Genomic DNA, 17,914 nt, shown 5'->3' with positions numbered 1-17,914 from the left:
AGGCGAGCGCGCGATGACGACGGGCCCGCTGCCCCGCTCCCAGCAGGGAGCCGAACCGCAGCTCCTCCTGACGTCCCTGCTCGGCGACTTCTGGTACTGGCGCGACGAGCACATCCCCTCGGCCGCCCTGGTGGAGCTGCTCGGCGAGTTCGAGATCAGCGCGGCCAGCGCGCGGGCCGCGATCCGCCGCCTCGCCGCGCGCGGCCTGCTCACCGTGTCGCGGAGCGGGCGGACCACGGCGTACGGCATTCCCGCCCGCACGTCCGAGGTGATCATCGAGCGCACCCACCGGATGCTGACCTTCGGCACGACCGCGCCGGAGTGGGACGGGCAGTGGACGGTCGTCACCTTCTCCGTGCCGGAGCAGGACCGCGGGCTCCGCACCGCACTCCGGTCACGGCTGCGGGTCCTGCGGTTCGCCGCCCTCTACGACGGCGTGTGGGTCAGCCCGCACGACCTGGCCGCCCCCGCGCTCGCCGCGCTGCGCGAACTCGGCCTCCGCAGTGCGACGGTCTTCCGCGCCACCGAGGTCCCAGGCGACGCCGGCAGCCCCGTCGCAGCCTTCGACCTCGAGCCACTCGCCCGGGAGTACGAGCAGTTCGTCGAGCGGTACGAACGGGTGCTCACCGGCCTCGACGCCGGCCTGGTCAGCCCGGCGCAGGCGTTGCGCACCCGCACCGAGCTGCGCGTGGACTGGCGCCGGTTCCCGGAGACCGACCCCGACCTGCCCGCCGAGCTGCTGCCCGCCGGCTGGGCGCGCGACCGGGCCCAGAAGGTGTTCCTGCAGATCTACGACCGGCTCGGGCCGCTCGCCGAGCTCCGGTTCCGGCAGGTGCTGGCGGCCACCGACCCGGCGCTGGCCGACTTCGCCGCCCACCACGACTCGGTGAAGGTGGCCGCCCTGTTCGCCGGCCTGGGCGACCACCACGCGGCAGGCGACACGCCGTTCGAACAGGCCGCGCAGGCGCGTCGGCTGGACGAAGCGGGCCACCAGTAAGCGGCACTTGCCGGGACGCACGTCCCGGGACATGCGTCAAGGATTGACATCGTCGGGCCGCGGCGCGTCACCGGGTGCCCGGCCCGGCGCGCTGGGGCCGGGGTATCCACCGCCACAACGCGCCCGCCGCCGCGAAGCCGACCAGGCCGCTCGCCACGATTCCGGCGCCGAGGCCGGCCAGCGCGGTCACCGCGGACAGGATCAGCGGGCCGGCGCCGGCCCCGATGTCCGCGAGCTCGTTCCAGATGCCGATGTGCGTCGGCCGTCCGACCGGCGGCGACACGTCGGCGCCGAGCGTCATCACGATGCCCGACCCGATGCCGTTGCCGAAGCCCATCACCATGGCCACCACCACCAGCGCCACCGCGCCGCCCGCGAACGGCATGACGACGAAGGAGACGCCCAGCACGAGCGTCGCGGGCACGGCCACCCACCGCCGCCCGTGGCGGTCCATCACCTTGCCAGCCGGGTAGAACGTCAGCGCGTCGATGGCACCGGCGACGCCGTAGACGATCGAACTGGCGGTCGGCGACAGTCCGATGTGCGCCGCCCACAACGGCACCACGGTCTGGCGGGTCTGCCGGATCGCCGACAACAGCAGGATCCCGAGGCCCAGCGTCGCGTACACCCGCCACCGCTGCCGGAGCATCCCCCGCGTCGTGACGGCGGCCGCGTCCACCCGCTCGCCGGCGGTGACCTCCAGGTCGGGCACCCGGAACACCAGCGCGGCCGCCGCCACGATCGCGGCCAGGCTCACGTAGTACGCGCCCGGCAGCCCGGCAACCTGCATCGCCCCGGCCCCGGCGAACGGCCCGAGGAACACGCCCACGCGGATGCTCCCGCCCAGCGTCGACAGCGCCCTGGCGCGCATGTGCGCCGGGACGATCTCGGTCAGGTACGACTGGCGGGCCAGGCTGTAGACCGCGCTCGCCGCCCCGATCAGCAGGATCCCGCAGCCGTAGAGCAGCAGCGACGCCGGTCCGCGGCCCAGATCGACCAGGCAGGTCACGACGCCCGCGACCATGACGGCCGACGCCAGGAGCATCGACCGGCGCTCGCCGATCCGGGTCGCCAGCATCCCGGCCGGGATGTTCGCGACCAGTGACCCGACGCCGAGCAACGCGGCGATCAGCGCGGCCGTCGAGGTGCTCGCCCCGCGGTCGATCGCGCTCAGCACGACGACCGGCAGCACGGCCCCTTCGGACAGTCCGAACAGGACGGCCGGCCCGTACGCCGCCGCGGCGACCGAGCGCAGGCGGAAGTCCTCAACCATTTCCGGCCATCATGCGTGACCGACACGGGCGGCCGGAGCCGGGAGTGATCAATGTCGCTTCACGAATTCGCGCGTTGACCAGGGCACTCCGAACCGGCAGGAGCCCGGCACCTCGTGGGCGCCGGGCTCCCCCGTGGTCACGGGCAGGCCGGCGCCGGCTCCGCGGCGGACGACCCGGCCGAAGTCAGCTGGGCCAGGCCGCGGCCGCCGAGACCGAGGACGGCCTGGGTGGTCGCGCGCACGACGGTGCCGGCGTTGTAGCCGGTGGCATCGTAGGCGATCGCGCCGCGGTTCGCGGCGACGCCCGCGCAGCCGACCTGCAGGCCGGTGAGGAACGTCTTCGCCTTCTGGGCCGCGGCGAGCCGCAGGCCCGCGCGGAACGCCTGGCTAGCCAGGCCGGTCGTGTTGGCGTTCGGCGCGACCGCCGGGTCACCGGTGCCGACCGAGATCCCGCCGTTCGCCTGCTGCTTCCCGGCCAGCCAGGTCAGGCCCTGCTGGGCCTGGCCGAGCCGGCCGGTCGCCTGCAGCGCCTGGGCGGCCATCGCCGTCGAGTCGGTGTCGCTGACGCAGGGCGTCACGCCGAAGTCGAGGGGGAAGCCGCCGTCCGCGCACTGCGTCCCGGCGAGGAAGCTCACCGCGGACGCGGGTGCGCCGCCCGGCGTCCGGTCGAGGGCGATGAGCGCGAGCGACTGGCTGAAGGCGTTGCTGTAGTCCCCGTACTGCGACTTGTCCGAGAACCGCCCGGACGGCGCCAGCAGCGCGCGCAGCCGGGTGGGCAGGTCGGCGCCGCCGAAGGTGGCCGGGTTCTGGCCGCGGACCTCCGCGGCCAGAGTCGCCTTCGCGGTGGCGCCGGCGTAGGACTCGGTGACGCCGTCGCCGACGTAACCGGCGAGGTTCGTCGCGACGTACGTGGTCGCGCGGCCGGCGGCGGTGTTCGCGACGCCGGCGGACGCGAAGGCGAGGATGCCGTCGATCGTCAGGCCGGTGTCCGGATAGGACACTCCGCCGAAGACGGTTTCGAGGTGGTCACCGCCGGTCAGCTGTCTGGCGAGCCAGCCGGCGGCGACGTCGGCGGTGTGCTGCGCCGGGGTCGTGGCGGACGCCGTCGCCGGGACCAGGAGCGTGGCGGCGGTGACGACTGCGGCGAGCTGACGGAGTTTCACGGTTTCTGCCTTTCCGGGATTCGTTCGGGGAGTTCGGCGAAGGTCGGGGCGACGCCGTAGGAGGCCTTGCGCGAGGCCCGCCGCAACGTGGCGAGCACCGCGGGGCCGAGCACGACGATCGCCACGGTGTTGGTGATCGCGCGGCCGGTGTCCCAGCCCGCGGTCGACGTCAGCAGCGTGAACACGGCGAAGCGGTGCAGGTTCTCCCACACCGGATCCCCGGCCACGTACGAGATGTGCCCGTCGTGGTACGGGACTTCGGCACCGGTGATGAACGGCCAGAACCACAGGTTCATCAGGAACCCGAACAGGTAAGCGACGACGATGCCGTAACCGACCAGCATCGCGATCTCGGCCTTGCCCGTCACGCGACGCGGCAGCAGGCCGGCACCCATCCCGATCCACGCCGAGCACAGCATCTGGAACGGCAGCCACGGCCCGACACCGGCGGTCAGCAGGGCCGAGGCGAACAACGACGTGCAGCCCAGCACGAACCCGAACCCGGCACCGAACACGCGGCCGGCCAGGACGAGCACGAAGAACACCGTCTCGATCCCGGCCGTGCCCGCACCCAGTGGCCGCAGCGCGGCGTTGACGGCCGAGAGCACGCCGAGCATCGCGAGGGCCTTCGCGTCCATGCCGCCTTCCGACAGCTCGGCGAGCACGATGGCGATCAGGATGGGCAGGATGCCGAAGAAGATGAACGGCGCGTCCGGCCCGTGCTGCATGCTCTGCGGTTCGACCCGCACCAGCAGCGGCCAGACGAACATCATCAGCCCGGCCAGCGACGCCAGCCCGAGCACGACGGCCGAGCGCGGGCCGACGCGCACGGCCTGGTCGGCGCGCCCCCACTGGCGCAGGCGCGTCACGAGACCGCCGCCTCGACCTCGGCGACGGTCAGCCAGCCGCCGCCGAGGATCTTGGCCACCTGCGTCGCGAACGCCGGCGATCCGCCGAGCACCTCCGCGGTGGCGCCGTCGGTGACGATCTCGCCCTCGGCCATGACCACGACCCGGTCGGCGACCGTCGCGACGAACTCGACGTCGTGCGTCGCCACGACCACCGCGCACCCCCCGGCGGTCATCGCGGCGATCATCCCCGCCAGCGCCGCCTTGGCCGGGTAGTCGAGCCCGCGGGTCGGCTCGTCGAGCAGCATGATCGACGGCGACGCGGACAGCTGCACCGCCAGCACCAGTGCGAGCCGCTGCCCCTCGGACAGGTCGCGCGGGTGCCTGGCGCCGTCGATCCCCGGGGCCAGCCGGTCGAGCAGTCCCCGGCAGGAGCCGGGCTCGGCACCGGTCTCGGCATCGGCCGCGGCGCATTCGGCGGCGACGGACTCGAGGTAGAGCAGGTCGCTCGCGGTCTGCGGAACGAGCCCGACGACCTTGCGCGCCTTCGCGCTCGGCAGTTCCCCGGGATCGACCCCGGCGGCACGGACCTTCCCGCCCTGCCGCGGCCCGGAACCCTGCAAGGCCCACAGCAACGACGACTTCCCCGAGCCGTTGCGGCCCATCATCGCGACCACCCGGCCGGGGTGCAGGTCGAGATCGAGCCCGCGGACCGCGACCACCGGCCCGTACCGGACGACCACGCCGGCGGCGGTCAGCACCGGTTCCCCCGGCTCGGCCCCGGCCGGCTCCGGGCGCGAGCCGAGGCGCTCGCGCAGCGGGCGGGCGACGCGGCGGGCGTCGCGCACGGACATCGGCAGCGGGTCCCAGCCGGCGAGCCGGCCGAGCCGCACGATCGGCGGCGCGATGGGCGTCGTCCGCAGGATCTCCGGTGGGGTGCCGTCGGTGACGCTGCCGTCGCCCGGGACGTAGAGCATCCGGTCGGCGAACGGGATCACCCGTTCCATCCGGTGCTCGGCCAGCACGACGGTGGTGCCGAGGTCCTGCACCAGCCGCGCGAGCGTCGCGAGGACCTCCTCGGCCGCGATCGGGTCGAGGGCCGACGTCGGCTCGTCGAGCACGAGGACCTTCGGGTGCATGGTCAGCACCGAGCCGACGGCGACGCGTTGCTGCTGCCCGCCCGAGAGTGTCCTCAGTGGACGGCGGCGCAGCTCGGCGATGCCGAGCAGGTCGAGTGTCTCCTCGACGCGGCGGCGCATCACCTGCGGGGCCAGGCCGAGCTGTTCCATGCCGTAGGCGAGTTCGTCTTCGACGACGTCGGTGACGAACCCGGCCAGCGGGTCCTGTCCGACGACGCCGACGAGGTGCGCGAACTCCCGCGGCGGCCGGTCCCGCGTCACGGCGTCCTCGACCGACACCGTGCCTTCGAGGTGGCCGCCGGTGAAGTGCGGGACCAGGCCGTTGAACGTGCCGAGCAGCGTCGACTTGCCCGAGCCGGTCCGCCCGGCGACGAGCACCAGCTCGCCCTCCCCGATCGACAGCGACACGTCGGCGAGGACGGGTTCCGGTTGCCCGTGGTACCAGAAGGAAACGCGGTCCAGCTCGATCATGCGGGGACTTTCTCGGTCTCGGGCACCGGTTCCGCTTCGAACGGCAGCGCGGGCGGCGGAGTCAGGAAGGCGGGCAGGACGCCGAGGAGCACGCCGGCGAGCGGCACCCAGGACAGCAGCGGCCAGGACAGCGTGCTCAGCGACGGGTTGAGGTTCGTCGGGTCCACACTGGACGTCGCGAACAACGCCACGGCCACCGCGGCACCGCTCGCGGCGGTGACGAACTCGGCCGGGTGCCAGCGATCCGGCCGGTACCGGGTGCGCCGCACGCGCGTCCCGGCGGTCCGGAAGCCGATCAGGCCGAGCACGAGCCCGCCCACCAGGAACGGCGTGGCGAGGAACCGCGGGGTCGAGCCGTCGAGCGTCGCGTAGACCCCGACGCAGACGCCGATCAGGCCGGTGATCATCAGCACGCCGGTGAGCAGCCGGGCGCGGGCCCGCACCACCCCGGCGCGGCCGTAGCCGCGGGAGTCCATCGAGGACGCGAGCTGCAGCGACCGGTCGAGCGCGTCCTCCAGCACCGGGATGACGACCGCGTGCAGCGCCCGGAACCGGCGGCCCTTCGCGCCGCCGCGCAGCTTCCGCGCCCGGTGGACGCGCTGGACGCTCTCGGCCAGCTGCGGGAACACCGACAGCGCGACGATCACGGCCGTGCCGACCTCGTAGAGCGCCGGTGGCATCGCCTTGAGCAGCCGTTTCGGGTTGGCCAGGGCGTTGGCCGCGCCGAGGCAGAGCACCATCGTGGCCAGCCGGAGCCCGTCGTAGAGCCCGCCCAAGACGGACTCCGCGGAGACGTCGCCGAGCAGCCGGATGCCCGCGGCCCAGGCGGGCAGCGGGACTTCGGGCAGGCGCAGGATGATCGTCGAGCCTTCGGCGCCGCCGAAGACGATCCGGAAGAACACCCGCACCCCGATGATGACCGCGGCGAGGTAGGCGTACATCCGGAACGCCATGGCCCACGGCGCGTCCGCCCGCCGCGCGATGACGACGTGACAGAGCACCGCGACGATCGTCAGCAGCAGCCACGGGTTCGTCGTCCGGCTCGCCGCCACCGCCAGCCCGAGCGCCCACACCCACCACGCGGCGGGGTGCAGATCACGCGGCAGGAACCAGGAAGCGAGCATCAGCTGTCCCGGGCGCGTTTGCGGCGCCGCGCGGTGAACCACGCCGCGGCGGCGAGCAGCACGACCGCCGCGCCGGCCACCCAGGGCGCGTAGTCACTCGCCCCGGCCTGCTCCTTGATCGCCTGGTCGACGTCGGCAGCCTGCTCGCCGCCGGTGAACGCGACGTTGCCGGCCGGATCCGCGGCCTGCTGGCCACCCCCGCCGGGCCGCGGCTTGGGCGGCGGCAACGGACGGCCGCTCGCGCCGGGCTGGTCCGGCTGTCCCGGCGGCCCGGCCGTGGTGGCCTGCGTTCCCGAAGGCGGCGCGGCCGGGGCGGTCGTGGCGCCAGGCTGCTTTTCGTTGATGTCGTCGGATGTCGGCGCCGGCTCCGCCGCGGTGACGCACGGCCCCGCGGTGCCGGGCCGGACCGCGGCGATGCGCGGCACCGGGTTCGAGTCGGCCGTCGCGTTCAGCGAGAACGACCAGCCTTCGAAGCCGCCCGCGGTGAAGTCGCGATTCTTCACGCCCCACTGGCTGTACTCCCACGCGCAGTTGTTCCCGGCGTGCCAGTACGACCAGTAGCCCGCCGCGGGCGGTGTGTCGACGCAGGTCTCCTTGTAGTGCTCGTTGCCCTTGACCGGGATCTCCTCGACCGCGGACGGCCGGTTCTCGATGCGGCAGATGAACGCCTCGCCCCAGCGCTGGACCCCGGCGACCTGGAAACCCGCGTTCTTCAGCGCGTCCAAGCCGGTGCCACGGCCGGTCTGCGGGTCGCAGCGCACGATCGTCGTGCCGCCCAGCTGCTGGAAGTCGAGCACGACGGTGACCCCGGCGCCGTCGGTGCAGAACCCGGGATGGCCCTTGCCCTGGTCGACGGCGTGCGCGACGCCCGGGGCGAGGGCGGCCGTCAGCACCGCGACGGCCGCACCCGCGAAGATCGGCCTCACTGCACGGTCAGGGTCGCCGTCGAGTACACCGTGCCGCCGGTGCCGACCGCCTTGACCGTGTACGTGTAGGTGCCCTTGGCCGTCGGCGTGATCGTCTTCGTCCCGCCCGGCACGGCCAGCGACCCGGACCAGGCGCCGCCGCCGGTGGCCGGGGCGACCGACTGGGCGGTGAGCGTCGTGGAGTTGGTGGACGTCCAGGTCAGGGTGGTGCTCTGCCCCAGGGTGATCTTGTGGTCGAGGTCGTCGGCCGACAGGCTCACGGTCGGGTTGCTCGCGTTGACGGCCGGGTTGAGCGGGGTCACCCGCGGCACCGGGTTCGAGCCGGCGGACCGGTTGAGGGAGAACGACCAGCCTTCGAAACCACCGGGGACGACGTTGCGGTTGAGCGCGCCGTAGCTGCTGTAGGTCCAGGTCGAGGTGGCGCCGGTGGCGGTCCAGTACGACCAGTACGCGGCGCCCGGCGGCGTCCGCACGCAGGCTTCCTTGTAGGTCGGGTTGCCCGAGACCGGGATCGACTCGGTCGCCGAGGGCCGGCCCTCCAGCCGGCACACGAACCCGAGCCCCCACTGCGCGACACCGGCGACGGCGATCCCCGCGTCCTGCAGGGCCTGGATGCCGGTGCGGTCCGTGCCGGGAGCGGCGTTCGGCGAGCAGCGGGTGATCGTCGGCGCGGCGGTGCCGCCGTTGCCGTTGAGCTCCTGGAAGTCGACGACGACGGTGACGCCGCTCAGCGCGTCGTTGCCGGTGCAGATCCCGGCGTAGCCCTTGGCCGGGTCGACCGCCGACGCCGGTGTCGCCGACGACACGACGAGCCCGGCCATGACGGCGAGACCGGCCAGCAGCGAAGGAAGACGTCTCATGGTGTTACCCCCTGGTGCGTGGTGTGCGGGTGATCAGGTGGCGCAGGCCGGCGGCCAGCGCGAAGGCGAGGACGAGCGCGGCACCGGACAGGCGGAAGGCCAGCCAGAGCGCCGGACTGCCGAGGGCGGCCGGCGCCGGGACGACACCGCCGTGGCTACCTGCGGCGAGCGGCTGGGCGAGTGGCAACCGGACCGCCGTCGTGAGCGGGGAGCCGTCCGCGTCGAGCCAGGTCCGCCCGGCGATCCCGGTCGCCGCGGCGATGCTCGCGCCGGGGTCGCCCGGCCCGCCCGGGGTCTTCGGGAACCCGCCGTCGGCCAGCACCAGCGCGCCGAGGGCCTGTGCGGCCTTGCTCGCGTCGAGCCCGGCCGCGCTGAACCCGCCGGCGACGGCCGCCGTCAGCACGGGATCGGGCTGCCCGCCCGCCGCGGCGACCGTGCCGTCGGGTCCGGTCCGGGTGGTCAGCGCCGCGGCGGCGGACTCGAGGGCCTGCCGGTGTTCGGGCGTCCAGCCGGCCGGCGGGACGTTGCCCGGCGCCCGGCCGTCGCGTGGGACGGCGTTCAGCGCCTCGACCGCGGCGGCCGTCGCGGTGAGATCGCCGGTGGCGCACGGCTTTCCGGTCAAGACGGCCGGGAAGAGCCCGTCCGCACACTGGTGCGCGATCAGCATGCCGGTCGGTGCCTCGGTGAGGTCGGCGCCCGCCGTGGTCGCCAGCGCGGCCCAGGTGTGCCGCCGCAGGGTGCCGGTGGTGTCGGCGAACTCGCCGGTGTCGGTGAACTCGCCGGACGCGGTCCGCAGCGCGGCGAGGTCGGTGCGCAGCTGCCCGACGGCCTCCGCGTCCGCGCCGGATTCCGGGAACCGGGCGACGATCTGCAGCTTGGCCAGCGGTTCGGCGTAGGCGGCCTGGCCTTGCTCGTAGGGCGCGCCGTGGGCGTAGGCCCGGATCGAGTCCGGGCTCAGCAGGAACCGTGACGCCCGGGCCGCGGCGTCCGGCTGCTGCCCGAGGGTGTGCAGGGCGAGGACGAGATCCGCCGTCAGGTCGTAGTCGACGAAGGTCTTGCCGTCCTGGGCGACCTCGACGTGGTCGCCGTCGACGAGCCGGCTCGCGAGGTAGCCGCCCAGCCGGTCGGCCGGGGTCGGGCCGGTCACCGGCGCCGGGGCATCGACGGGGACGACCACGGTGCCGCGCGGCGAACCGGGCCGCACCGCCGGGGTGCCGGCCTTCGGGCTCAACGGCGGCTTCACGGCGTGATCCCCCGTCGGCGCGGGCTTTTCGCCGGGCGGCGGTGGCGGCGGACCGGGCGGGCTGCAGCCGGGGTCCGGTGGCCCCTGCGCTCCGGCGTGGCCGAGGGTGAGGTCGTGGAACCCGACCTGGGACAGGCCGAGCGCGGCCTGTGCGCTCGCGCGGATCCAGGTGTCGAGCCCGCCGATCCCCGTGGTGCGCGCGGCTTGGTACTCGGCCGGGGTGTAGGCGATGGCGCCGAGCTGATCCCCGAGCGGGGTGCCCGCGTCGGCCGCGGTCGCTTCGGCGGACCGGAGGAAAGCGGTCCCCGAGGCCATCGCGGCGTCCGCGCACCCGGCGTCGGCGAGCGCCTGCACGATCAGGCCGGTGCTGTTGGTGTTGGGCGCTTCGGTGCCGACGCCGCCGCCCCAGCCGCCACTCGCGGTCTGGTGCGCCTTCAGCCACCGCACGGCCTTGGTGATGGGCGCGTCGAGGTTCGCCGCACCGGCGTCGCGGGCGGCGAGCATCGCCGAGAGCGCGATACCGGTGGCGTCGCCGTCCGGCGTCGACTGGTCGAACGGCTTGCCCTCGTCACACGTCGAGATCCGGTGGCCGTCCGGCGTCACCTGGTCGCCGGTCTCGGTGGTGGGGATGAGGCCGAAGAAGATCCGGAAGAAGCCGTCCGAGCACTGCTGTTTCAGCATCGTGTCGATCACGAGCCGATCGGCGAGGCCGGCGCCCGCCAGCCCGATCACGGCCAGGGCCTGGCCGAACACGTTGGCGTTGTTGCTGACGAAGTCCTTGAAGTCGGGGTTCTTCGAGTAGTCGCTGACGCGGCCTTTGTCGACGCCCGAACGCGCGATCGTGCCGAGGGTCTCGGCGACCATGTCGTGCCCGCCGAAGGACCTCGGGTCCCGCCCGGCGATTTCCGCGGCGACCAGCACTTTCGCCGCGGCGCCACCGGTGATGATCGCGTCGTAACCCTGGCCGGGGACGAGGCCGTCCCACGTGTAGTAGTCGGTGGCGTGGTGGTCGTCGTCGAGGTACTTCACGATGGACGCGGCCAGCGCGCCGTCGCCGGAGGCGTACATCGCGAAGAGCGTGTCGATCATCAGGCCGTGGTCGGGCAGCGCGCCACCGAGCGGGTTCTGCAGGGTGCCGTCGGGCGCGAGCTGCGCGGCGAGCCACTTCGACGTCGGCTTCGAGGCCGCGAGATCACCGGCGAAGGCCGGGGTCACCGAGCCGACGGTGAACACGACGACGGCGGACACCCAGGCCGCGATGGGCCTGAACCGCTTGCCGGCCACGTGATACTTCCTCTCCCCAGACGCCGGCGCGACACACACAGGGAGAGACCGGCCCCCCACGGGAGGCCGGGCGTCCACCCACTGCTGGCGCGACAGCGGTTCGACAAACACCTGCCCGAGGCGGTAATCCGACTCGTCACCCCAAGGTGACCCACGGTTGCGCGACAGTGCCGGACTTCGACCGGCTTCCCCTGCCACGGGCAGAAAACATGAAGTTGTACTGACTGAGCGAGCCGACACTAACACCTGGTCAGCCGAACGGGAACGGCAGAACTCACGTCGCCTTCACCACACCGGGGACGCGCGCGGCCATCCGGACGATCTCGAAGACAACTGCAACAGAACGCGGGGCAGGTGGCCTCTTGAGAGGTGTGCGGTGCTTGAGCGCGCTGCACGTCCAGCTCGACGAAGGCAAGGAGACCGTGCCATGACCGACCTCGACGAGGTGCGCCGCGCGCCGGACGCCCAGGAGCCGCCGGCGTCCGATCCCGACGCCGTGGTGACCGTCGCCGGACGCCGGGTCCGGCGGCGCCACACGGCCAGCGTCGCCGCGGTGACGCTCGCGGTGGCCGCCGTCGGCGCGGGGGTCTTCTGGGCGCAGGACCGCGGTACCGCCGCGGTGCCACCGGCCACGCTCGCGAGCCCGCCGTCCGCCACGGTGACCCAGCCGCCGGCCGCCGGGAAGGTGCCCCCGGCCGCGCCGGCGATCAGCCTGGAGGACAGCTCCTGGGACTTGCTGTTCTGGGCCGTCCAGCCGCACTTCGCCGGCCTGCACTACGCGCAGGATCACCGGTACGCGTTCGAGATCGACGTCCGGGACGGCACCGCGCCTCACAGCGCCCTGGCCACGAAACCCTCGGCCGCCGACCAGATTCCGCACCCGCAGTCGGTCATGTGGCAGGACGGCCCGGACCGCTGGATCCGGGTGACGACCACAAAACCGGTGACAGCGGTGGAAATGCTGGCCCTGCTCGGGAAGATCCACACCACACCGCCGGTGATCGCGTCGCCGCTCAAGTCGCTGCACGTCCCCGACGGGCAGCAGGTCGGCACGTTCACCAGCGAGCCCGACACCAACACCCTCGTGCTCTGCCCCGCCTCCGAGGTCGGGAAGGCCCCGCTCGACAGCCGATGCTTCTCGCTGACGGTGTCGCTGACCAGCAGAGCCGCGGACAGCAGCTTTCCGCAGGACCCGCTGCCCGTGCACCAGCACCGGACGCTCGGGGCCTACACCCTCGAAATCGACAGTTCGCGTGCCAACGAACAGGCCGCGCTGGCGTTGCTGAACTCCGTTCAGCTCAATCGCTGAGAATCCGCGTCACCGCCGGATTCTGATATGTTCCGCATTTCCGAAAAGCGCACTCGAATTGCCGTGATTCCGCGGCATCGGTCCATGGCCCAGGCGAGGGAGTTTCGATGCGCAATTCCGCGCTCGTCGTCGTCCTGGTCGGTGTCATCCTCGGCGCGCTCGCCGCGGCGGTCTGCGTTCGTTCCGCGAACGTGCCCGCCGCGGCGGGCACGTCACCGGCGCCGGACGTCCCGCCGTCGTTCCCGAGGACGCGGGCGGCCACGCCGGTTCCGGGGGCGGCCGAGGTGGCGGTCGACGTCCGGGGTGAGTGGTCCTGGGCGTTGCGCGAGACGGCCACCGGCACCGTGGTCGGTGCTGGAACCTTGCGCACCACGACCGAATCCATGATCAAGAGCTGGCTCGCGGTCGACTACGTGGCCTCGCGGGAGTCGCGGATCTCGGCCGGGGACGAGGATCGGGTGACCCGGATGATCCGGTCCGGCGACGATCGTGCCGCGCAGACGCTCTACCTCCGGCTCGGCGGCGACGATTCGATCGCCCGGATGATCCGCACCTGCGGCCTGCACGACACGACCATTCACCCGAACTGGTGGTCCAAGACCACGATGCCGGCGACCGAGGCCACCCTGCTCGGCCGGTGCGTGGCCCGCGGTCCGGGCTTGAGCCCGCGGTGGCGGGCCAAGCTGCTGGACCTCATGCGGTCGGCCGACCCCGCGACCGCGTTCGGCATCCCGGAGGCCCCGGCCCTGGCGGGCCTGCACCCGGCCGTCGAGAACGGCTGGACCCGCCACGGCACCTGGTGGACGGTGAACTGCCTGGCGATGTGGGACCACTGGGTGCTCGCGGTCATGGTGCACTACCCGGACCAGGGCGACGAGCACCACTACGGTGCCGAAGTGTGCAAGTCCGTGGCCCAGCAACTGTTCGGCCGGATCGACATCGGTTCGACCACGGGCGCGGGAGGCAAGTGACCGCAGGAAACGGGGATCAGACCCGCCCGGCGCCGACCAGGTCGAGCAGGTTCTGCACCAGAGAACGGACGGCAGCCGGTCAGCAGTAGACGTTGCCGCAGACTGCCAGGATGAACGCCGTTGCGGTCAGGGTTTCGGTGGCGCCGGCCTGGGTCAGGGTGACCGAGACGGTGACTTCGTCGTCGCCGGTCAGGCCGTCGACCCGGCAGCCGGACGTCGTGCCGCACAGGCCGGGTGCGGTCTGGTAGCCGGCCGGGACGTGCCAGGTGTAGGTCGTGCCGGCGGCCGCGCCGCCGACGGAGAATCCGGCCGAGTAGGGGCCGTGGAACTTCGCGCTGTTGTGGCAGTTCCCGGTGTAGGAGCCCACCGGGCCCGGTGAGACCTGGCACCCGTACGTCTCGCCGCCCAGGGCCGCTGCGGGTCCGGCGGTCAGCACACCGATGCCCGCCGCCAGCAGGACGGTCGAAACCAGGGCCGCACTCTTGCGCATGGGTTACCTCCGGAACTGGTGGTTCCTCTGTACGACACAGGGACGATACCCAGCGCGACATCCCGCAGGTAGCGCCGGACGAGTGCGGGGAATTCCGCCGGACGAGTGGGAAACGGACGCCCCGCCGACGCCCCTCGGGCCGCAGCGGGCGGGCGAATTCGTCGATGGGTGTCAAGAATTTTCCAACTCGCCGACAGCCACTCATGACATCGGTCAATGCGGATGTAACGCCCGTTGCGGCACGGAATCGCGCGGAATCGCCGACCATTGTCGCTTGTGGACGGGACGTCGAACCGCAATAGTCGCCAGGCGACGAAATCGAGTCTCGAAAGGGAGTCCGATTTAGTCGGATCTGCTGGATTTGAACCCCTACGACCAGGGAGCTGCATATGCGGCGTTCGTCGCTCATACTCCGGCCGGCGATTCTGGCCGCCGTCGGTGGCTTGGTGCTGGCCGGATCCATTCAGCCGGCCGGTGCGGCCGTGCCCGCGGCGAACGCCGGGACCGCGTCGCAGGCGGTGATCGTGGTGCTGGGCGACCAGATCGCGTCAGCGCCACCGACAAAAGCGGCGTCCGGGAGCAGACGCGACCAAGCGACCAGAGCGCAGAACGCGGTGCTGGGCAAGCTCACCGGCCCGGCGCCGGCGAACGTCAAGCACTTCGCGGTCGGCAACGCCTTCTCCGCGACCGTCAGCCCCGCGCAGGCCGCCGCGCTCGCGCAGGACCCGGCCGTGGCGTCCGTGCTGCCCGACAGCAAGGTCACGCTGCCCACGCCGAGCACACCGCCGGCGGCGGCGAGCGGGGCGGCGCCGAGCGCGCAGCCCCGGACGTCGACGGCGCCCGGCGCGATCTGCCCGGCCGACCCCGCGAAGCCGCTGCTGGAGCCGGAAGCGCTCACCTCGATCCACGCCTACAGCACCGACGGCTCGAAGAGCGCGTCCGATCTCGCCGACGGCTCCGGCGTGAAGGTCGCTTTCCTCGCCGACAACATGGACCCGAACTACGCCGACTTCATCCGGCCCGACGGCTCCAAGGTGTTCGCGGACTACCAGGATTTCTCCGGGGACGGCCCGGCGACCACGGACGCGGGTGCCGAGGCGTTCGGTGACGCGTCGTCGATCGCCGCGCAGGGCACCGTGGTGCACGACCTGTCGAAGTTCGTGAACCAGGCGCACCCGCTGCCGCCGGGCTGCACCATCGTGGTCAAGGGCGTCTCGCCGGGTGCGAGCCTGGTCGGGCTCAACGTCTTCGGCTCGACCGCGACGAACTCCGCGGTGCTGCAGGCCATCGACTACGCGGTGACGGTCGACCACGTCGACGTCATCAACGAGTCGCTCGGCCTCAACCAGTACCCGGACACCAGCTCGCGCGAGCTGTTCCAGGTGTTCAACGACGAGGCCGTCGCCGCCGGCGTCACGGTCACCACCTCCAGCGGCGACGCGGGCACGACGTCCACCATCGGCAGCCCGGCCACCGACCCGCTGGTCATCTCCGCCGGCGCGACCACGGACAACCGGCTGTACGCGCAGACCACGTACGCGGCTTTCCCGTTCTCCAACGGGAAGTGGGTCAGCGACAACATCTCCGCGTTGTCCTCCTCCGGCATCACGCAGAACGGCCGCACGATCGACCTGGTCGCGCCCGGCGAGGGCAACTGGGCCGACTGCGAACCGGGTTACGCGGAGTGCCAGACGTTCCAGTCGCCGCCGCAGGGCGCGGACCTGGAATCCTTCGGTGGCACCAGCGAATCGGCGCCGCTGACCGCGGGTGTCGCGGCGCTGGTCATCCAGGCCTACCGCGGCACGCACCACGGTGCGTCGCCGACGCCGGCGCTGATCAAGCAGCTGATCACCGGCACCACGCGCGACCTCGGCCTGCCGGCCGACGAGCAGGGCTCCGGCCTGCTGGACGCGCGCGCGGCCGTCGAGGCGGCGTCGACCGCGCCCGGCACCACCGGCGCCCCGGCCGGGGTGTCGTCGAACATCGCGCTCTCGACCGACCAGCTGACCCTGGACGGCGCGCCCGGCAGCACCCAGACCGCGACGGTCAAGGTGTCGAACGTCGGCGCCAAGCCGCTCACGGTGTCCACCGGCACGCGCGGGTTCGCGACGGCGTCGACGCAAACCCAGACCGTGCCGTTCGACGCGGCCAAGCTGCCGACGTTCACCTACTACAACGGCGCGCAGTGGGCGCAGAAGACGGTGAAGTTCAGCGTCCCGCCGGCCACCGACCGGCTGCTGTCGAGGATGGCGTGGCAGGGCAGCCCCAAGACGGTCAACGGCGCTTCGGTCACCCCGGTGGTGCGGTTGACGCTGCTCGCGCCGGACGGCACGTTCGTCGCGAACAGCCGCCCGCAGGGTGGTGCGGCGACGGCGAACTACGCCAACGTGGACGTCCGGCACCCGGCCGCGGGCACCTGGACGGCGGTGCTGTACTCGGTCGCCGGCGCGTCCGGGTACACCGGTGACATCCAGCTGGCCGCGGACGCGCAGCGCGCCGTGCCCTACGGCCAGGTCTCGCCCCAGCTCCTGACCCTGGCCCCGGGCCAGACCAAGCCGGTCAAGATCGCCCTGCCGACCCCGGCCTCGGGCGGCGACGCGGACTACTCGGTGACCTTCGGCAGCTCCGACGGCCACCAGACGTCCGTGTCCGCGGTGCTGCGCTCGCTCATCCCGACCGGCAACGGCCCGGGGGCCTTCAGCGGCACCATCACCGGTGGCAACGCCCGCGCGTTCTCCCCCGCGCAGACGTTCAGCTACGAGTTCGACGTGCCCCACGGCAAGAAGGACCTCGACGTCGCCGTGCACCTGGCCGACCCGGGCACCGTCGTCGACGGCGTCCTGGTCGACCCGAACGGCGAGCTCGGCGACGTCACCAGCAACATTTCGCTCGCTTCGCCGACGACCGTGTCGCAGGGCACCGGGCTGCAGCTGACCGACGCGAACCCGCTGCCCGGGCGCTGGCACCTGGTGCTGGTGGCGCAGAACCCGGTGACGGGCAAGCAACTGCAGCAGCCGTTCACCGGCACGGTCGCCTTCGACCGGGTGTCGGTGTCCGCGCCGGCGCTGCCGAGCGGCGGCAAGCTGGCCGCCGGCAAGGCGGTCACGGTGCCGGTGACCGTGCACAACACCGGCATCGAGCCGATCGCGATCGGCGTCGACGCGCGCACCAACACCGCGCAGACGCTGCAGCCGGTCCCGGTCGGCGGCCAGACCGAGGTCGACCTGCCCGAGCCGGGCGCGATCGCGCCGGTCTACGAAGTGCCGCCGGACACGAGCAAGCTGACGGTGGCCACCTCGTCGAGCAGGCCGGCCCAGGTCGAGCTGCAGAGCTCGGCCGCCGGGATCGACGTGCTCGGCGACCTGAAACAGGCCCAGGCCGGCAGCACCGTCTCGGTCGCCACGATCGGGGAGAAGAAGGGCTACGTCACCAAGGGCATCTGGTTCGCCGACGTGCAGGAGCTCGGCCCGTTCGGGCCGTCCGGCGCCCCCGCCGGGCACGCGAGCTACACCTCGTCCCTGGTGACCGCGGGCTTCGACCACGCCGTGACCTCGTCCACCGGAGACCCGTACGACCAGGCGATCGACCCGGCGGGCACCGGCGGCACGCCGGTGATCATCCAGCCGGGCCGGACGGCCACCATCCAGGTGACGATCACCCCGGCCGGCGCCCGCGGCACCGACGTCACCGGCCACCTCAACCTGGTGACCGTCCCGACCCTGCCCACCGGCTCCACCGGCCTGCCGGAGGAGGGCACCGGCGAGGTCATCACGACCCTGCCGTACCACTACCGGATCGGCTGAGCCGAGCACCGGG

The 17,914-nt window shown here is 72.9% G+C and carries 13 protein-coding genes and 1 riboswitch; of the genes, 4 read left to right on the top strand and 9 right to left on the bottom strand.

The features are described from left to right. Window positions 1–13 precede the first annotated feature (13 nt). Window positions 14–997 (top strand): PaaX family transcriptional regulator, encoded by a 984-nt coding sequence (locus OG439_RS10895; RefSeq protein WP_326949258.1) that lies wholly within the window; start codon window positions 14–16, stop codon window positions 995–997. A 67-nt stretch (window positions 998–1,064) separates the two neighbouring features. Here OG439_RS10895 and OG439_RS10890 read toward each other — a convergent pair whose 3' ends face one another. The 8 genes from OG439_RS10890 to OG439_RS10855 all read right to left on the bottom strand — a co-directional run bounded on the left by OG439_RS10890 (window position 1,065) and on the right by OG439_RS10855 (window position 11,328). After that, on the bottom strand, window positions 1,065–2,270 hold the full coding sequence (locus OG439_RS10890) for an MFS transporter (protein WP_326949257.1): 1,206 nt from the start codon (window positions 2,268–2,270) through the stop codon (window positions 1,065–1,067). A 137-nt stretch (window positions 2,271–2,407) separates the two neighbouring features. Continuing rightward, entirely contained in the window at window positions 2,408–3,433 is a 1,026-nt protein-coding gene (locus OG439_RS10885; RefSeq protein WP_326949256.1) for a prenyltransferase/squalene oxidase repeat-containing protein, read from the bottom strand. Then, window positions 3,430–4,293, bottom strand: a complete 864-nt coding sequence (locus tag OG439_RS10880; protein ID WP_326951524.1) for an ECF transporter S component — start codon at window positions 4,291–4,293, stop codon at window positions 3,430–3,432. The genes OG439_RS10885 and OG439_RS10880 overlap by 4 nt, the downstream gene beginning before the upstream one ends. Before the next feature lie 5 nt (window positions 4,294–4,298). Next, window positions 4,299–5,891, bottom strand: a complete 1,593-nt coding sequence (locus tag OG439_RS10875) for an ABC transporter ATP-binding protein (RefSeq protein WP_326949255.1) — start codon at window positions 5,889–5,891, stop codon at window positions 4,299–4,301. Continuing rightward, window positions 5,888–7,015: an energy-coupling factor transporter transmembrane component T gene (locus tag OG439_RS10870; RefSeq protein WP_326949254.1), complete on the bottom strand. Its 1,128-nt coding sequence runs from the start codon at window positions 7,013–7,015 to the stop codon at window positions 5,888–5,890. The genes OG439_RS10875 and OG439_RS10870 overlap by 4 nt, the downstream gene beginning before the upstream one ends. Beyond that, window positions 7,015–7,941 carry an ABC transporter substrate-binding protein gene (locus OG439_RS10865; RefSeq protein ID WP_326949253.1) on the bottom strand — a complete coding sequence of 309 codons (927 nt, stop codon included), beginning with the start codon at window positions 7,939–7,941 and terminating at the stop codon, window positions 7,015–7,017. The genes OG439_RS10870 and OG439_RS10865 overlap by 1 nt, the downstream gene beginning before the upstream one ends. Beyond that, a complete protein-coding gene (locus OG439_RS10860) occupies window positions 7,938–8,801 on the bottom strand; it encodes an ABC transporter substrate-binding protein (RefSeq protein ID WP_326949252.1) in 864 nt (287 codons plus the stop codon). Before OG439_RS10860 ends, OG439_RS10865 begins: the two co-directional genes overlap by 4 nt. Before the next feature lie 4 nt (window positions 8,802–8,805). After that, window positions 8,806–11,328 carry a hypothetical protein gene (locus OG439_RS10855; protein WP_326949251.1) on the bottom strand — a complete coding sequence of 841 codons (2,523 nt, stop codon included), beginning with the start codon at window positions 11,326–11,328 and terminating at the stop codon, window positions 8,806–8,808. 68 nt (window positions 11,329–11,396) lie between these two features. Then, a riboswitch (adenosylcobalamin (AdoCbl) riboswitch) is annotated at window positions 11,397–11,545 on the bottom strand. Between the two features lie 210 nt (window positions 11,546–11,755). Between OG439_RS10855 and OG439_RS10850 the strand changes: the two genes are divergently transcribed. Next, window positions 11,756–12,637, top strand: a complete 882-nt coding sequence (locus OG439_RS10850; RefSeq protein WP_326949250.1) for a hypothetical protein — start codon at window positions 11,756–11,758, stop codon at window positions 12,635–12,637. Window positions 12,638–12,744: 107 nt separating this feature from the next. Then, window positions 12,745–13,608 carry a serine hydrolase gene (locus OG439_RS10845; RefSeq protein WP_326949249.1) on the top strand — a complete coding sequence of 288 codons (864 nt, stop codon included), beginning with the start codon at window positions 12,745–12,747 and terminating at the stop codon, window positions 13,606–13,608. 79 nt (window positions 13,609–13,687) lie between these two features. Here OG439_RS10845 and OG439_RS10840 read toward each other — a convergent pair whose 3' ends face one another. Further along, the gene (locus OG439_RS10840; protein ID WP_326949248.1) at window positions 13,688–14,098 is read right to left on the bottom strand and encodes a hypothetical protein; all 411 of its coding nucleotides are present in this window, start codon (window positions 14,096–14,098) and stop codon (window positions 13,688–13,690) included. A 389-nt stretch (window positions 14,099–14,487) separates the two neighbouring features. Between OG439_RS10840 and OG439_RS10835 the strand changes: the two genes are divergently transcribed. Further along, complete coding sequence (locus tag OG439_RS10835; RefSeq protein ID WP_326949247.1) at window positions 14,488–17,901, top strand: S8 family serine peptidase; 3,414 nt, start codon at window positions 14,488–14,490, stop codon at window positions 17,899–17,901. The last annotated feature ends 13 nt before the right edge of the window (window positions 17,902–17,914 follow it).

This window comes from Amycolatopsis sp. NBC_01307, from assembly GCF_035975215.1.
Lineage (GTDB): Bacteria > Actinomycetota > Actinomycetes > Mycobacteriales > Pseudonocardiaceae > Amycolatopsis.
Note: the sequence above shows the minus strand (reverse complement) of the source record. Positions and strands in the feature narration are given on the sequence as shown.